This is a genomic window from Streptomyces sp. NPDC029674, from assembly GCF_044903205.1.
GTDB lineage: Bacteria > Actinomycetota > Actinomycetes > Streptomycetales > Streptomycetaceae > Streptomyces.
Genome location: NZ_JBJDPY010000010.1, coordinates 112817 through 127987 on the forward strand (window position 1 = coordinate 112817; position 15171 = coordinate 127987).

Sequence of the window (15171 nt, forward strand, 5' to 3'; positions counted from 1 at the left end):
ATTTATATTTATTATAAAACAACACAAAACCCCCTCTCGTCCTTCTGAGTCTTCTCTTTAAAATAAAGGTCGGCGGGGGGGCGGCGCGCGCCCCCCCCCCCCCCCCCCCCCCCCCGCTTCTTGTTCACTACTTGGGCCAAGCCTTACAAGGCCACGCCGAGAAGCGCGTCGACCGCACGGGACACGACGCCGGGGGCGCCCTCGTCCGTACCGCCTTCGGCGCCCTGGCGGGCGGCCCACCGGTCGACCGCCGCGAGGGCGGACGGCGCGTCCAGGTCGTTCGCGAGGGCGTCCCGCATCTCCTCGACGAGCGCCTCGGCGGAAGGACCGTCGGGACGGGACACAGCCGCGCGCCAGCGGCCGAGCCGCTCGACGGCCTCTTCGAGGACGCCGTCCGTCCACTCCCAGTCCGCGCGGTAGTGGTGCGCGAGGAGGGCGAGGCGGATCGCGGCGGGGTCGACGCCGTCGCGGCGCAGCTGCGACACGAAGACGAGGTTGCCCTTGGACTTGGACATCTTCGCGCCGTCCAGGGCGACCATGCCGGCGTGGACGTACGCCTTGGCGAAGGGGTGCTCGCCGGTCAGGGCCTGCGCGTGGGAGGCGCCCATCTCGTGGTGCGGGAAGGCGAGGTCCGAGCCGCCGCCCTGTACGTCGAAGCCCATCCCCAGGTGGTCCAGGGCGATGGCCACGCACTCGATGTGCCAGCCGGGCCGGCCGCGGCCCAGCGAGCCGCCGTCCCAGCTCGGTTCTCCGTCGCGGGCCGCCATCCAGAGCATCGGGTCGAGCGGGTTCTTCTTGCCCGGCCGCTCCGGGTCGCCGCCGCGCTCGGCGGAGAGCAGTTTCATGGCGGCGGCGTCGAGCCCGGACACCTCCCCGAAGTGGGGGTCCGACTCGACGGAGAAGTAGACGTCGCCCTCCAGGTCGTAGGCGGCACCCATGTCCCGGAGACGTTCGACGAGCGGCACGATGCCGGGTATCGCCTCGACGGCTCCGATGTAGTGCTTCGGCGGCAGGAGGCGCAGCGCGGTCATGTCCTCGCGGAACAGGGCGGTCTCGCCCTCGGCGAGTTCGACCCAGTCCTTGCCGTCGCGGTTGGCGCGTTCCAGGAGCGGGTCGTCCACGTCGGTCACGTTCTGGACGTAGTGAACCTGCCGCTTGGTGTCGAGCCACACGCGCTGCACGAGGTCGAACGCGTTGTAGGTCGCCGCGTGACCCATGTGGGTGGCGTCGTACGGAGTGATGCCGCAGACGTAGATACGGGCGACGGGACCGGGGTCGAGGGTGACGAGTCCACCGGTCGCGGTGTCGTGGATCCGGAGGTCGCGGCCCTTGCCAGGAAGGGCGGGGACCTCAGAAGCGGGCCAGGCATGCATGCCCTGAGCCTAACCGGACGGGGCGTCCGTATACGAGTGGGGATCATCGGAACGGTGGCTGATCCTGCGCTCTTGCGCGATCGGCCGGTGTGTGCGGGGGTGCGGTGCGGGTGGTGCTCGTGGTGCGGATCAGACCGGTGGCCAGGGAATCGCCGGCCACTCGCCCGACGGTTCCGGGTGGCGTCCGGACTCCAGCAGGGCCGCGACCCGCGCGCGCAGCGCCTCGGTCTCCGCGGCGGTGATCAGCGCGCCGAGGCGCTCGGCGAGCGCGGCGCCCTCCTTGAGGCCGTCCCGCAGGGTCTGGAGGGCCTCGACCGCCTCATCGGTCAGGGGCTCCCCCGCCCACCCCCACAGCAGCGTCCGCAGCTTGTTCTCGGCGTGGAAGGTGACGCCGTGGTCGATGCCGTAGAGGCGGCCGTCGGCGGGCAGCAGGTGACCGCCCTTGCGGTCGCTGTTGTTGATCACCGCGTCGAGGACGGCGAGGCGGCGCAGGCGTACGTCGTCGGCGTGCACGAGGAGGGCCGTCCGCTCCTCGTCGACCTGTGCGAAGCCGACCGCTTTCCAGCCCTCGCCCGGTTCGTCGCCGTCGACCAGGGCGAGCAGTTCCGCGTCGCCCGAGGCCTCGATCCACAGCTGGCACATGCCCTCGCCGTGCGGTCCCGTGCGCAGGACCGTCGGCGGGACCAGGTCCCAGCCGGTGGCCCGCGACACCTCGTAGGCGGCCACCTCGCGCTGTGCGAGCGTGCCGTCGGGGAAGTCCCACAGGGGGCGCTCCCCGGCGACCGGCTTGTAGACGCAGGCGGCCTCGTGGCCCTCGTACGCGACCGTGCAGTAGAGCACCGCGTTCGAGGCCTCGCGGATCCGGCCGCGCACGGTCAGCTCGCCGTGGGTGAGGAGCGTGACGGGGTCGACGCTCACGCTCCCCGCCGGTATCCGTTCTGGCGCGGGCATACGTGTCCTTCCGGGTCGAGCGGGAGGCTGCACAGCGGGCACGGCGGGCGTCCGGCGTTCACGACTTCGAGGGCTCTCTTGGCGAAGGCGCGGGCCTGTGCGCCGGTGAGCCGGACGCGCAGCATCGGCGGGCCGTTCTCCTCGTCCTGCAGAAGCCTTTCCTCCGCGGCGGCGAGGTCGTCGTCGGAATCGGCGTCCAGCTCGACGAGCGCCTGCGCCTCGACGACCATGCGCTCCTCCTCGCCGTCCCAGGCGAGGGCCATCGTGCCGACCCGGAACTCCTCCTCCACGGGGGAGTCGAGCGGCGCGCTGTCGGCGACCTCGGTGGGTGCCACGGCGGGCACCGGGGCGTTGCCCCCGCTGCGGCGCACGACCTCGTCGAGGAGCTCCTCCATACGCTCGGCGAGCGCGGCGACCTGAGTCTTCTCCAGGGCGACGCTGGTCACCCTGACCCCGGCGGAGGCCTGGAGGAAGAAGGTACGCCGTCCGGGCAGCCCGACCGTTCCCGCGACGAAACGCTCCGGGGGGTCGTAGAGGAACACCTGACGGGACACGACCTGTCTCCATTGGATCGACTGCAAGAGGGCTGCTGGCTGCTTCAAGAGGGCTGTTTCAACCGCACGAGGGCTGCTTCAACCGCTTCACCCTACTGCGGGCGACGATCACGGTGCGCCCGCACCGCCCCCGACTGTCGCGTCGCCGCCCGGCGGCTCCTCGCGCGGCGCCAGCGAGGCGAAGTCACCGGTGTCCCCGAGGCGTACGAGGAAGGGGCGCAGCCGGGTGTAGCGGATGACGGTGACGGAACAGGGCTCTACGGAGATGCGCTGGAAGAGGTCGAGGTGGAGCCCGAGGGCTTCGGCGACGAGGGACTTGATGATGTCGCCGTGCGAGCACATCAGGTACACGGCGTCCTCGCCGTGTTCGCGCTCCACGCGCGCGTTCCACTCGCGGACCGCCTCGGCCGCCCGCGTCTGCATGGCCCGCATGGACTCTCCGCCGGGGAACGCGGCCGCGGAGGGATGCTGCTGGACGACCTCCATCAGCGGCTCGTCGGTGAGCTCGGCGAGCTTGCGGCCCGACCAGTCGCCGTAGTCGCACTCCCCGATGCGGTCCTCCGTGTGTGCCCGGAGGCCCGGCCGGGCGGCGAGGAGCGGCGCCACGGTCTCCTGGCAGCGCTGCAAAGGGCTGGTGACGATCTCGGCCAGCGGCAGGGCCGCGAGCCGCCCGGGCAGCGCGGCGGCCTGTGCGGCGCCCCGCTCGTCGAGGGCCACGCCGGGGGTCCACCCGGCGAGCAGACCGGCGGTGTTGGCGGTGGAGCGTCCGTGCCGGACGAGGATCAGCGTGGGCATGCGGTTCAGCCTATGCGTCGCCGGAGGTGCAACGGGTGGGGAGGCTGGGAACAATGCGCAGTGTGATTGTCGACTGCGCCATCTACCGCGAGGGCCGCCGGAGCGAAGGCCCCCAGGACTTCTCCGAGGCCCTGGGCGAGGCGCGGGCGACGGGTGACGCGTTCGTGTGGATCGGTCTTCACGAGCCGACGGCGAAGGAGTTCGACGAGGTCAGTCAGGAGTTCGGGCTGCATCCGCTGGCCGTGGAGGACGCCCTCAAGGCCCACCAGCGGCCCAAGCTCGAGGTCTACGACGACTCGCTGTTCATGGTCCTCAAGCCGGTCGTGTACGAGCCGGACAGCGACCGGGTCTCCTCCGGCGAGGTCATGATCTTCGTGGGCGACTCGTTCGTGGTGACCGTCCGGCACGGTGAGGGCGCGCCCCTGGGCGCCGTGCGGCACCGCCTGGAGGCCGACCCGGACGTGCTCAAGCACGGTCCGACGTCTGTCCTGTACTCGATCGCCGACGCCTCCGTGGACCACTATCTGGAGGTCGCCGACGAGCTGCAGGCCGATCTGGAGGTCCTGGAGGCGGAGGTCTTCTCTCCGGAGGGCGGCCGTTCGCGCCCCACCGCGTCGCGGATCTACACCTTCAAGCGGCAGATCCTGGAATTCCGCCGGGCCACCGGGCCCTTGGCGCTGCCCGTGGCGCGCCTCTCCGGAGCGGGCCCCTTCAGCCCCTCGGTGCCCTTCGTGGACGAGACGGCGCGGCCGTTCTTCCGTGACGTCAACGACCACCTGACGCGCGTCAATGAGTCCGTGGAGGGTCTGGACCGGCTGGTGTCGGACATCCTGTCCGCACATCTGGCGCAGATGAGCGTGCGGCAGAACGACGACATGCGCAAGATCTCGGCCTGGGCGGCCATGGCGGCGGTCCCCACGATGATCGCGGGCGTCTACGGCATGAACTTCGACCACATGCCGGAGCTGCACTGGTGGTGGACCTATCCGGCCGTGCTCCTGCTGATGGTGGTCCTGGAGGTCGTCCTGTACCGGATGTTCAAGCACCGCGGCTGGATGTAGCTCCCGGCGCCGGCGTCGGACGCAACCGGCGTGTGGCGCACCCGGCCTGTGGCACACCCGGCGCGCGGCGTACCCGCGTCAGGCGAACTCGGTGGCCGACGTCGCGGGCCCGCCCAGCGCGTCCCGCCGCCGGGGCGGCCGCAGGGAGACCATCCGCCGCCAGCCGCCCGCCCGCTCGTAGCCGTGCGCGGCGTGGATGCCCGCGGCGAGCAGCTGCCGCTTGGCAGGGGCCCAGCCGAGGATCCGCCCCATGCGCTCCATCACCGCGAGGCTCACGTCGCGGTGGATGCGGATCTCGGCGTGCGCGCACTCCCGCAGGGTGCGCTGGATGTCGCGGCCGTGCCCGGCGCGCGCGAACCGCAGCAACTCCTCGTGGCAGTACGCCAGGTGGTTGTCCTCGTCGCCGGAGATCATCCGCACCGCGCGGCCGATGTCCGGGTCGTCGGCGAAGTACCTGAGCAGCAGGCGCATCTGCTCGGACGCACGCTGCTCGGTGACCTTGCTGTGCGCGAGATACGTGACGATGTCCCGCACGGTGAGGGGCTCGTCGGCCTTCAGCCGGCTGTGCGCGAGGCCGATGCCGTGCTTCTCCAGGAGCATCGTGTAGTCGGTCTCGTGCGGGACGTCGACCGGCTGGAGGCCGCGCTTCTTCAGCAGGGCGTGGAAGATCCGGCCGTGCTTGTCCTCGTCGGCGCCGTGCCGGGCGATCTTGGGGGCGAGCGCGCGCTCGGTCTCCGGGACGAGTGCGGCGATGCGGCCGTTCTCCCAGCCGCCCTGGGCCTCGCCGCTGGCGGCGATGGAGCAGAAGAGCCGGAACGACTCGTCGTCGTCGAGGATCTCTCTGAAGACACTCCTGGCCGACAACATCACTGGCACCTCCATGCCCTGGGCGCGGACCTCCGCAAAGAAAGAGTCAAGTGCGAGGTTCCGCAAGGGGCAACAGCTGTACAGGTCGGCTCCGCCGAACGGAGGACGCCGGGGCCGCCACCAGGCCGTAACCACGGGCTCTGTGGCGCGTTGTTCCCCGTGACGGCCGTGGCGGGGAAGACCCCCCGAGCCCCCACCACGGCCGTGGACTTTCCCCCTCCCCTACGCGAGACCGGCGCGCTCCAGGGCCTCCGTGCCCGCCCGCAGCGCCGTGATCCGCTCCTCCAGGGTGAAGCCCGCGGGGGCCAGCGTCAGCGTGGTGACACCGGCGGCGGCGTAGGCCCGCATCCGGTCGGCGATCCGGTCCACGGAACCGAGCAGGGTCGTCGAGTCGATCAGCTCCTTCGGCACCGCGGCGGCCGCGCCGTCCTTGTCGCCCGCCAGGTACTTGTCCTGGATCTCGGCGGCCTCCTTCTCGTACCCCATGCGCTGCGCGAGCTGGTTGTAGAAGTTCTGCTTCCGGCTGCCCATGCCGCCGACGTACAGGGCGGTGTACGGCCGGAACATGTCGGCGAGGGTGTCGATCCGGGAGTCCTCGCCGACGGCGAGCGGCAGCATCGGGACGACGTCGAAGCCGTCCATCGTCCTGCCCGCCTTCTCGCGCCCGGCGCGCAGGTGCTTGATCGCCGTCTCCTCCAGGTGCTCGGCGGCCGTGAAGATCAGCAGCGCGCCGTCGGCGATCTCGCCGGTCTGCTCCAGGTTCTTGGGGCCGATCGCGGCGACGTACAGCGGGATGTGCTCGCGCTGCGGGTGCACGGTCAGCTTGATGGGCTTGCCGGGGCCGCCGGGCAGCGGCAGGGTCCAGTGCTCGCCCTCGTAGGAGAGGCGCTCGCGGGTCATGGCCTTGCGGACGATCTCGACGTACTCGCGCGTGCGGGCCAGCGGCTTGTCGAACTTCACGCCGTACCAGCCCTCGGAGACCTGCGGGCCCGAGACGCCGAGGCCGAGGCGGAAGCGGCCGCCGGAGAGCGAGTCGAGGGTCGCCGCCGTCATCGCGGTCATCGCCGGCTGCCGGGCGGGGATCTGGAAGATGGCGGACCCGATGTCGATGCGCTCGGTCTGCGCGGCCACCCAGGACAGCACCGTCGCGGCGTCCGAGCCGTACGCCTCCGCGGCCCAGCAGACCGCGTAGCCCAGCTTGTCGGCCTCCTTGGCGACGGCGAGGTTGTCCGCGTCCATCCCCGCGCCCCAGTAGCCGAGGTTGATCCCGAGCTGCATGACAGATCCCCTTACCGCAGTACTCGTGAGTAACGTCCCTGTGCCGGGGACTGTAAAGGGTGACCGGGTTCTCCACAATCATCGGCTTGTCCACAGGCCCGCCCGCCGCTGGGGCCCGGCCAGTAATCTCAGCGCCCATGGAGCAGAGGCATCTCGGCCGGACCGGCCTGCGCGTGTCCCGCATCGGACTCGGCACCCTCACCTGGGGTCACACCGAGGAGAACGACGCCGCCGAGCTGTTGAAGGTGTTCTGGGAAGCGGGCGGCACGCTCATCGACACGGCGGACGTGTACGGCGACGGGGCTGCCGAGTATCTGCTCGGTCGCCTGATCGAGCGGCTCGTGCCCCGGCGCGACCTGATCATCGCCACCAAGGCGGGCAGCGTGCCGGACCCCGAGCGGCGTTTCGACGGCTCGCGGGGCCACCTGCTCGCCGCGCTCGACGCCTCCCTCACCCGCCTCGGCACGGACTACGTGGACCTGTGGCAGGTGCACGCCTTCGACCCGGCGACCCCTCTGGAGGAGACGCTGCAGGCCCTCGACATAGCGGTCAGCAGCGGCCGGGTCCGCTATGCGGGGGTCTCCAACTTCTGCGGCTGGCAGCTCGCCAAGGCCGCCACGTGGCAGCTCGCGCCGCCCGGCACCCGCACCCGCCTGGCCAGTACGCAGATGGAGTACTCCCTGCTGCAGCGCGGCGTCGAGCGGGAGGTGCTGCCCGCGGCCGTCGACCTGGGAGTCGGCCTGCTGCCGTCCTCACCGCTCGGCCGGGGCGTGCTCACCGGGAAGTACCGGCACGCCACCCCTGCCGACTCGCGCGGCGGTTCCGACCAGATGGCGCCCTTCGTCGCGCCGTACCTCGACGACACGGCGGGCCGCATCGTCGACGCGGTCGCGACGGCCGCCGACGGGCTCGCGGCGACCCCGCTCCAGGTCGCCCTCGCGTGGGTGCGGGACCGCCCGGGAGTGACGGCCCCGATCGTCGGCGCGCGCAACGCGCAGCAGCTCACGGCCGCGTTGTCAGTGGAGACCCTTAGTCTTCCTGACGAGATCTGCCGGGCGCTCGACGACGTGTCGGCGCCGGTGCACCGCTATCCCGATCACGACTGGAGCACGCTGTGAGTACGGAACCCGCTGCCGCGGAGGACCCCGAGGCCGCTGCCGCGGAGCAGGCGGAGTCGCCCGGCGCGGACGCCGAGGCCGTGCCCGCCACCGAGGGCGACGCCGAGACCAAGAGCGCCGAGCTCTCCGAGGCGGAGGCCGAGATCGCCGCGCAGCGGGAGCTGCGGGAGCGGATCGAGCAGCGGAAGGCGTCGAAGCAGGGGCCGATCGGGGCCGGGGCGAAGCTGAGCGGGACCGCCGCCGACCTGCTGGCCGCCGTGCGGGCCGTGGAGAGCGGCGAGAAGCCCGTCGCGAGCGCCTTCCGCGACCCGGAGCCCGCACCGCGCAGGCCCGCGCCGTCCGGCACGCCCGAGCCCGTGCGCCCGCAGCGGCCGGAGCCGTCGCGGGCGCCCGCGACGGAGACCGTCGAGGCCGTCGCCGCCGTGCTCGCCGAGGGAGGCGCGCCGGCCGCCCTCGGCGCGCCGACGGCCGCCGCGCTCGGTGAGGGAGCCGAGGAACAGCTGCGCGCGGACCCCTGGCAGTTGCTGCGGGTCACCGGCGTGCGGCCCGAGCAGGCCGACGGGTTCGCCAGGGCGCTGCTCGGCCCGGAGTGCGGGCCGGACGACGAGCGCAGGGGCCGCGCGATCACCGTATGGCTCCTGGAGCAGGCCGCCGTCGCCGGGCACACGGCGCTCGACGCGGCGGCGCTGACCGCCGCGCTCGGGCAGCGCGCGGTGCCGGATCCGGACGCGGCCGTGCAGAGTGCGCTCGCCGAGGGCGACGCCCTGGTCTTCCAGGACGCGCTCGAAGGGACCGAGGTGCCGGTCCAGCGCTCGGACGACGCGGGAGCGCGGGACGGCGAAGGGGACGAGGAGGACGAGGAAGGCGCGGCCGAGGAGCCGGCGCGCCCGGTCCGCGTCCTGATCGGTCTGGAGCGGTACGCACTCGCGGAGGAGAGCCTCGCCGACGGTCTCGCCCGAGTGATCAACTCCCTGCCCAAGGAGGACGGCGCGGGCCCCGGCGACACCGACTGGGAGGCCGCCGCCGCACAGGCGTCGGGATCCGCCGCCGAGCTGATCCGGGCCGTCGCCGGGCACGGCCTCGTGCTGCACTCCGGCGGCGAGGAGGCCCGCTCCGAGCCCGCCGCGCTGGTCGCCGCCGCCACCGCTCTCGGCCTCCGGGTGTGCGCCGCAGCTCACAGCGCCGACGGACGCCGCCGCTTCGCGCGGGCGACCGGCTCGGAGGAGACCGCGGTGACCGTGGCGGGGCTGCTCTCCGGGGACCAGGGACCCGGGCGCGACGCGGACGGCGCGCTCGCGCTCGACCTCCTGGTCCTCCTGGACGCACCGCAGCTGGACGTGGAGAGCGCGGCGATGCTCGTCGAGTCGCTGCCGGACGGCGCCCGCCTGGTGCTCAGCGGCGACCCCGGAGTCCTGTGGTCGGCGGGCCCGGGACGGGTCTTCGCCGACCTCCTCGCCGCGCGCTGCTGCCCGCAGGTCGTCTCCCGCACCCCCGACCCGGGGCCCATCGGGGAGCTGACGTCCGGCATCGGCATCGGCGAGCTGAACCAGGTCGAGGCGCCCGGCAAGGAGGTCGTCCTCGTCCCGGTGCGCGACGCCGCCGAGGCGATCCACCGCACCGTGCAGCTCGTCGCGGACTCGGTGCCGAGGGCGATCGGGGTGCCCGCGGAGCAGACGCAGGTCATCACGCCGGGACACGGCGGCGCGGCGGGCACCCGCGTGCTCAACGCGGCGCTGAAGGAACGGCTGAATCCGGGCCCCGGCCGGTTCGGCGGCTTCGACCCCGACGACCGGGTGGCGCACGTCCCCGCGGCGGGCCGCACGACGCTCGGCCGGGTGGTGCGGGCCGACGCAGAAGGGCTGCACCTGGAGTGCGACGGCGCCCCCGTCGTCGTACCCAAGGAGCGGGTGGAGCGTGAGGTGCGGCACGCGTGGGCGCTCACCGCGCACCAGGCGACGGGGCAGCGCTGGCCCGCGGTGGTCGTGGTGCTGCCGGGCGACGCGGCGCAGGTGCTGACCCGCCCCTGGGTCTACACCGCGTTCAGCCGCGGTGAGCGGCATCTGTCGGTCGTGCAGGGCGTGGAGCAGGCGCTGCCGCGCGCGGTGGCGGAGCGCCTCTGGAAGGACCGTACGACGCGCCTGCAGACGCTGCTGCGTCCGCAGGTGCCCGCGGCGACGGCCTGAGCCTGCCGCTCGCGCGACACGTGCGCTCGCCGCCCGGGGGGGGGAGCGGCGAGCGCAGGAGCGATTCGTCACACGGTCACGTCAGCGACCGGCCCTTTCGTCGACATCCCCCTCGACGTCGCCCTCGACCTCGTCATCCGCGTCGTCCGCGTCGTCTACGTCGTCGATCTCGTCCACGTCGTCGATGGGCGTCGGCACATCGGGGTCGATGTCGACGTCCGCGTCGTCCAGTTCGTCGTCGAAGACCACGCTGACGTCGAAGCGGCACACCACCCGGTGCGGGTCGGCGTGGTCGAAGGGTGCGTCGAGCCACTCCCCCGGCTCGGCGGCGGTGTCCACCGCGGTGACCCAGAGCGTCGAGTCGCCCTCTTCCAGGCCGAACTCCTTGTGCCGGGAGGAGATCTCGTCCGGTTCGAACTCCCCGAAGAGGACGCCGAGGGCGCTGTGCACGGTGTCGGCGGATCCGGCGCCGCCCGCGCCCCCCGCGTCGAGATCGGCGACCCGCTGGGCCTGGGCCAGCAGCCGCTGCGGCTCCGCCACGGTGTAGTCACGGCGGATCAGCACGCTCAGCGCGTTCGCCTCCTCCGGTCCCTGGTAGGGCGGCAGCGCGTCGTCCGTGCCGGGGATCTCGAAGGGCGTGACCTCGTCGTAGCGGTCGTAGAGGAGTTCGTCGTACTCCTCCGCCGCCGCGGCGAGTTCGTTGAACGCTTCGTAGACGGCCGGATCGTCCTCGCCCGACCTGCGTTCGACCGCGGCCAGGTGGCGGTCGAGCGCGGTCTTGACCGCCTCGGCGGCGGCACGTACCTCGGCAGCGGTGGGCTGCGCAGCATCAGACATAGTGCAGACGCTATCCGTACCGGGCCGGTGCCCGCACAATAGATGCGATGCCGGAATACGAATTTGTCGACGTGTACGTACCGCGCGGGGTCACCCGCAAGGAAGCCACACGTCTGCTGACTGACCATGCAGAGTACGGACACTGGGAGTTGGACCGCCTGAGTCTGCACCCCGACGGGAGCCGCAGAGTGCGGCTGAAGCGGCGGATCATCCGCCAGGTGCGGGCCACCTGGTGACAGCCGCGCGCCCGGGGACACCGGCCCGCTGGACCGGGAAACGGAGCGGGCCCCGCGACGGCGGGGCCCGCTCCGTTCGGTGTGCTCGGACAGCGGGGTGGCTCAGGCGGACGCCCGGGCCCGCCGGTAGAGCACCGTGCCCGCGAGCAGCGCGCCCGCACCGATCGGCAGCGCGAGGCCGAGCGGCAGCTCACTGCCGGTCGAGGCGAGCCGCGAGATCCCCTCGGGCGGCGTGACGAGCTGCGCGTCCGGGTCGTTCGGGATGGCGTGGCCGTCGATCGGGTTGCCCGGGTCGTGCGGGGACTGGGAGCCGCCCGGGGCACCGGGATCGCCCGGCTTACCGGGGTCTCCGGGCTTGCCGGGGTCTCCGGGCTTACCCGGCTCACCGGGCTCCCCCGGGTTGCCGGGCTCACCCGGCTGTCCCGGTTCACCCGGCTGTCCCGGCTCGCCCGGCTGTCCCGGCTCTCCGGGCTCGGTCGGGGGCTTCCCGCCGCCCGGCGGGGTCACCGCGCCGCCGGACTGGTTGGCGCATTCGTTGCCCATGGCCGCGTTGCCGAGGCCGCCGATGGTGACGCTGTTCCCGCAGACGTTCACCGGAGCGTTGATGGGCAACTGCACGTTGTTGCCGGAGCCGACGCCGGGCGAGCCGCCCGCGTGACCGTCGGCCTTGGCGCCGCCGGACGGCTTGTGCGAACCGCCGCCCTTGCCGGAGGTGTTGGCGCAGCTGTTTCCTGCCGCCGGATTGAGAACGCCGATCACGTTGACGGTGTTTCCGCACACGTTGACCGGAGCGTCGACGGGCAGCTGGACGTTGTTGCCCGCCAGCACGCCGGGCGAACCCGAGCTGCTCCCGTTCGCGCCCGAGTCCGCGTGTGCGTAATTGCCGCCGGCGGCGAGCACGCCGGTCGCGGCCGCCACGGTGATCAGGCCTTTGCGCGTGACCTGTCGCATACCTGTTCCCTGCCTTTTGCCTTACGGAGTACGTCAGGACCCGCTGGCCCTGACGTGGAATACCGGTCGGCCCCGGAGCGCATGGCACGCACTCCGGGGCCGACGAGCTCAGACCCTCAAGGGGTGAGGCACAGCAGCGTCACTTGTTGACACAGACGTTGCCGAAGGTGGGGTTCAGCAGCCCGATCACGGAGACCGTGTTGCCGCAGGCGTTCACCGGCACGTGCACGGGCACCTGGATAACGTTGCCCGACGCCACACCGGGGGAGTTGACAGCGGCGCCCTGGGCACCGGCGTCGGCGGTGGCGATACCCGCGCCGGCGAGCACGAGACCACCAGTGGCAGCCACAGCAGCGACGATCTTCTTGATCATTATTCCTCCTTGTTGGCAATGCAGTCCCAGCCGCGGACTGCATCACCTGTAACGAGGAGGCCCCGCCATGGCTACGAGCCTATGGTCCCATTCACTCTTTTCAGTCAAGTACGCACGCGCTGACGATTGTTGATCGGATCGGTCAGGAAGCCTCGATGAAGCGGTCGAGCACCCGTACGCCGAACTTCAGGCCGTCGACCGGCACTCGCTCGTCGACGCCGTGGAACATGCCCGCGAAGTCCAGCTCCGGCGGCAGCTTCAGCGGCGCGAAGCCGAAGCCGCGGATGCCGAGGTCGTCGAAGGACTTCGCGTCCGTGCCGGCCGAGAGCATGTACGGCACGGCGCGGGCGATCGGGTCCTCGGCCCGCAGGGCGGTCTGCATGGCGTCGACGAGAGCGCCGTCGAAGGTGGTCTCCAGAGCCTTGTCGGCGTGGACGTCCTGGCGCTTGACGTTCGGCCCGAGGATCCGGTCCAGATCGGCGAGGAACTCCTCCTCGTACCCCGGCAGGTAGCGCCCGTCGACGTGCGCGGTGGCCTGCCCCGGGATGACGTTCACCTTGTAGCCGGCGCCGAGCTGCGTCGGGTTGGCGGTGTTCTGCAGGGAGGCGCCGATGAGCTTGGCGATGCCGCCGAGCTTGGCGAGCGTCTCGTCCATGTTCTCCGGGTCGAGCTCGGTGCCGAGGGCGTCGCCGAGCTCGTCGAGGAAGTGCCGCAGGGTCTTGGTGACCCGGACCGGGAACTTGTGCCGGCCGAGGCGCCCGACGGCCTCGGAGAGCTCGGTGATCGCGTTGTCCTTGTGGATCATCGAACCGTGACCGGCGGTGCCGTCCACGGTCAGCTTCATCCAGTGCATGCCCTTCTGGGCCGTCTCGACGAGGTAGAGCCGCAGGTTCTCGTTGACGGTGAAGGAGAAGCCACCGACCTCGCTGATCGCCTCCGTGCACCCCTCGAACAGGTCCGGATGGTTGTCGACGAGGTGCCGCGCGCCGTACGTGCCGCCCGCCTCCTCGTCCGCGAGGAACGCCAGGACGATGTCGCGCGGGGGCTTGCGGCCCGTGCGCATCCGCTCGCGTACGACCGCGAGGGTCATCGCGTCCATGTCCTTCATGTCGACCGCGCCCCGGCCCCACACGCAGCCGTCCGCGATCTCCCCGGAGAAGGGGTGGTGCGTCCAGTCCGCGGCGTTGGCCGGCACGACGTCCGTGTGGCCGTGGATGAGGAGCGCGGGCCGCGACGGGTCCTCGCCCTCGATCCTGGCGACCGTGGAGGCCCTGCCGGGGTGGGACTCGAAGATCTTCGGTTCGAGACCGACCTCGGCGAGCTTCTCCGCGACGTACTCCGCGGCCTTGCGCTCCCCCGGGCCCGAGTGGTCGCCGTAGTTGCTCGTATCGATCTGGATCAGTTCGCGACAGAGGTCGACGACCTCGTCCTCACCGGTGACGGCCTTGTCCGTGCTGGACCCGCTCACGCTGGCTCCTCCCGCATTCGCTGCTGGTGGTCCCCCTCATCCTCCCTCTCCGGGGCTCCGCGCCCAAGGCCGGGCGGGTGTCGTCACGCGCCGTTCACGGCGGGCCAGGGGGTGATCGAGGACCCCTGGAGGCCTGGTAATGTTCTCTCTGTCGCCGCGGGGAACACCCCGCGAAGACAACACCCGGTCCGGGTGGCGGAATGGCAGACGCGCTAGCTTGAGGTGCTAGTGCCCTTTATCGGGCGTGGGGGTTCAAGTCCCCCCTCGGACACCAGCGAAAACCCCAGTTGATCTGGGGTTTTTCTGTTTTTGCAGGATCTTGGTCCGTCGGATCTTGCTCTGTAGGATCTCGGAATGAGTGACGAGCCGCTTCACCTCACGGTCCTGGGCTGCTCGACGCCCTATCCGAGTGCGGACAACCCGTGCTCCGGCTATCTCGTGTCGAGCGGGGACACCCATATATGGGTGGACGCGGGCAGTGGGACGCTCGGCCCGCTCCAGCGGCACGTGCGGCTGGACGAGCTCGACGCGATCTGGATCTCGCATCTGCACGCCGATCACAGCGCGGACCTGCTGACCGCGTACTACGGCGCCCTGTACGCGGACATTCGCCTCCCCGCGCCGATCCCTCTCTACGGCCCGCCCGGGATCGCCGACCGGCTGGCCCACTTCCTCACCAACACCGCGGCCCGCAGCCCGGTCGAATCGGCCTTCGCCATCACCGAGCTGCACGACGGGCACCGGGCGGACATCGGCCCGCTCCGGCTGACCACCCGGGCGGTGTCGCACGGGATCCCCGCCTTCGCCGTACGCATCGAGGCGGCGGGCAGCTCCCTGGCGTACTCCGGGGACACGGCACCGTGCCCGAGCCTCACGGAACTGGCCCGGGGATGCGACGTGCTGTTGTGCGAAGCGGACAGCGCACAGGCGCCGGCCGAGGGCGACCGGGTGCACCACACGCCCGAGGACGCGGGTGACACAGCCCGCACGGCCGGGGCCGGCCGGCTGATCGTCACACACGTCGGCCGCTCGCTCACGCCTCAGCAGGCGGTGGGGCGTGCCTCGACGCGGTTCGACGGTCCCGTGGACTACGCCAGGCCTGGCGCCACCTTCACGGTTTGAGACG

15 protein-coding genes and 1 tRNA gene are annotated in these 15171 nt (G+C 71.8%); 6 read left to right on the top strand and 10 right to left on the bottom strand.

Going from position 1 to position 15171, the window contains the following annotated elements; all coding sequences use genetic code 11:
• Positions 1 to 143: 143 nt before the first annotated feature.
• From mshC to ACI2L3_RS24295, 4 genes are all read right to left on the bottom strand, one after another.
• The gene (gene mshC / locus ACI2L3_RS24280; protein ID WP_404754487.1) at positions 144 to 1373 is read right to left on the bottom strand and encodes a cysteine--1-D-myo-inosityl 2-amino-2-deoxy-alpha-D-glucopyranoside ligase; all 1230 of its coding nucleotides are present in this window, start codon (positions 1371 to 1373) and stop codon (positions 144 to 146) included.
• A 129-nt stretch (positions 1374 to 1502) separates the two neighbouring features.
• A complete protein-coding gene (locus ACI2L3_RS24285) occupies positions 1503 to 2324 on the bottom strand; it encodes an SCO1664 family protein (protein WP_404754488.1) in 822 nt (273 codons plus the stop codon).
• Positions 2288 to 2878: a DUF3090 domain-containing protein gene (locus tag ACI2L3_RS24290; protein WP_404754489.1), complete on the bottom strand. Its 591-nt coding sequence runs from the start codon at positions 2876 to 2878 to the stop codon at positions 2288 to 2290. The genes ACI2L3_RS24285 and ACI2L3_RS24290 overlap by 37 nt, the downstream gene beginning before the upstream one ends.
• Positions 2879 to 2986: 108 nt before the next feature.
• Positions 2987 to 3673, bottom strand: coding sequence for a histidine phosphatase family protein (locus ACI2L3_RS24295; protein WP_404754490.1), 687 nt, complete (start codon positions 3671 to 3673; stop codon positions 2987 to 2989).
• Between the two features lie 62 nt (positions 3674 to 3735).
• On the opposite strand from ACI2L3_RS24295, the gene corA reads away from it, so the two are divergent.
• Positions 3736 to 4734 carry a magnesium/cobalt transporter CorA gene (corA, locus tag ACI2L3_RS24300; RefSeq protein WP_404754659.1) on the top strand — a complete coding sequence of 333 codons (999 nt, stop codon included), beginning with the start codon at positions 3736 to 3738 and terminating at the stop codon, positions 4732 to 4734.
• A gap of 78 nt (positions 4735 to 4812) precedes the next feature.
• On the opposite strand, the gene ACI2L3_RS24305 is transcribed toward corA, so the two are convergent.
• Positions 4813 to 5601 carry a ferritin-like domain-containing protein gene (locus ACI2L3_RS24305; RefSeq protein ID WP_404754491.1) on the bottom strand — a complete coding sequence of 263 codons (789 nt, stop codon included), beginning with the start codon at positions 5599 to 5601 and terminating at the stop codon, positions 4813 to 4815.
• A 222-nt stretch (positions 5602 to 5823) separates the two neighbouring features.
• A complete protein-coding gene (locus ACI2L3_RS24310; protein WP_404754492.1) occupies positions 5824 to 6879 on the bottom strand; it encodes an LLM class F420-dependent oxidoreductase in 1056 nt (351 codons plus the stop codon).
• Between the two features lie 137 nt (positions 6880 to 7016).
• Between ACI2L3_RS24310 and ACI2L3_RS24315 the strand changes: the two genes are divergently transcribed.
• Complete coding sequence (locus tag ACI2L3_RS24315; RefSeq protein ID WP_404754493.1) at positions 7017 to 7997, top strand: aldo/keto reductase; 981 nt, start codon at positions 7017 to 7019, stop codon at positions 7995 to 7997.
• Positions 7982 to 10180, top strand: a complete 2199-nt coding sequence (locus ACI2L3_RS24320; protein ID WP_404754660.1) for a helix-hairpin-helix domain-containing protein — start codon at positions 7982 to 7984, stop codon at positions 10178 to 10180. Before ACI2L3_RS24315 ends, ACI2L3_RS24320 begins: the two co-directional genes overlap by 16 nt.
• Before the next feature lie 81 nt (positions 10181 to 10261).
• On the opposite strand, the gene ACI2L3_RS24325 is transcribed toward ACI2L3_RS24320, so the two are convergent.
• Positions 10262 to 11017 carry a hypothetical protein gene (locus tag ACI2L3_RS24325; protein WP_404754494.1) on the bottom strand — a complete coding sequence of 252 codons (756 nt, stop codon included), beginning with the start codon at positions 11015 to 11017 and terminating at the stop codon, positions 10262 to 10264.
• 47 nt (positions 11018 to 11064) lie between these two features.
• Here ACI2L3_RS24325 and ACI2L3_RS24330 point away from each other — a divergent pair, with 47 nt between their 5' ends.
• The gene (locus ACI2L3_RS24330) at positions 11065 to 11253 is read left to right on the top strand and encodes a DUF5703 family protein (RefSeq protein ID WP_127911640.1); all 189 of its coding nucleotides are present in this window, start codon (positions 11065 to 11067) and stop codon (positions 11251 to 11253) included.
• Between the two features lie 102 nt (positions 11254 to 11355).
• Here the strand turns inward: ACI2L3_RS24330 and ACI2L3_RS24335 are convergent, their stop codons facing one another.
• The 3 genes from ACI2L3_RS24335 to ACI2L3_RS24345 all read right to left on the bottom strand — a co-directional run bounded on the left by ACI2L3_RS24335 (position 11356) and on the right by ACI2L3_RS24345 (position 14045).
• Positions 11356 to 12204 carry a chaplin family protein gene (locus tag ACI2L3_RS24335; RefSeq protein ID WP_404754495.1) on the bottom strand — a complete coding sequence of 283 codons (849 nt, stop codon included), beginning with the start codon at positions 12202 to 12204 and terminating at the stop codon, positions 11356 to 11358.
• Between the two features lie 139 nt (positions 12205 to 12343).
• Positions 12344 to 12577: a chaplin gene (locus ACI2L3_RS24340; RefSeq protein ID WP_404754496.1), complete on the bottom strand. Its 234-nt coding sequence runs from the start codon at positions 12575 to 12577 to the stop codon at positions 12344 to 12346.
• A gap of 142 nt (positions 12578 to 12719) precedes the next feature.
• Positions 12720 to 14045, bottom strand: a complete 1326-nt coding sequence (locus tag ACI2L3_RS24345; RefSeq protein WP_404754497.1) for a M20/M25/M40 family metallo-hydrolase — start codon at positions 14043 to 14045, stop codon at positions 12720 to 12722.
• 186 nt (positions 14046 to 14231) lie between these two features.
• Between ACI2L3_RS24345 and ACI2L3_RS24350 the strand changes: the two genes are divergently transcribed.
• Positions 14232 to 14319, top strand: a tRNA-Leu gene (locus ACI2L3_RS24350).
• 80 nt (positions 14320 to 14399) lie between these two features.
• The gene (locus tag ACI2L3_RS24355) at positions 14400 to 15167 is read left to right on the top strand and encodes an MBL fold metallo-hydrolase (protein WP_404754498.1); all 768 of its coding nucleotides are present in this window, start codon (positions 14400 to 14402) and stop codon (positions 15165 to 15167) included.
• The last annotated feature ends 4 nt before the right edge of the window (positions 15168 to 15171 follow it).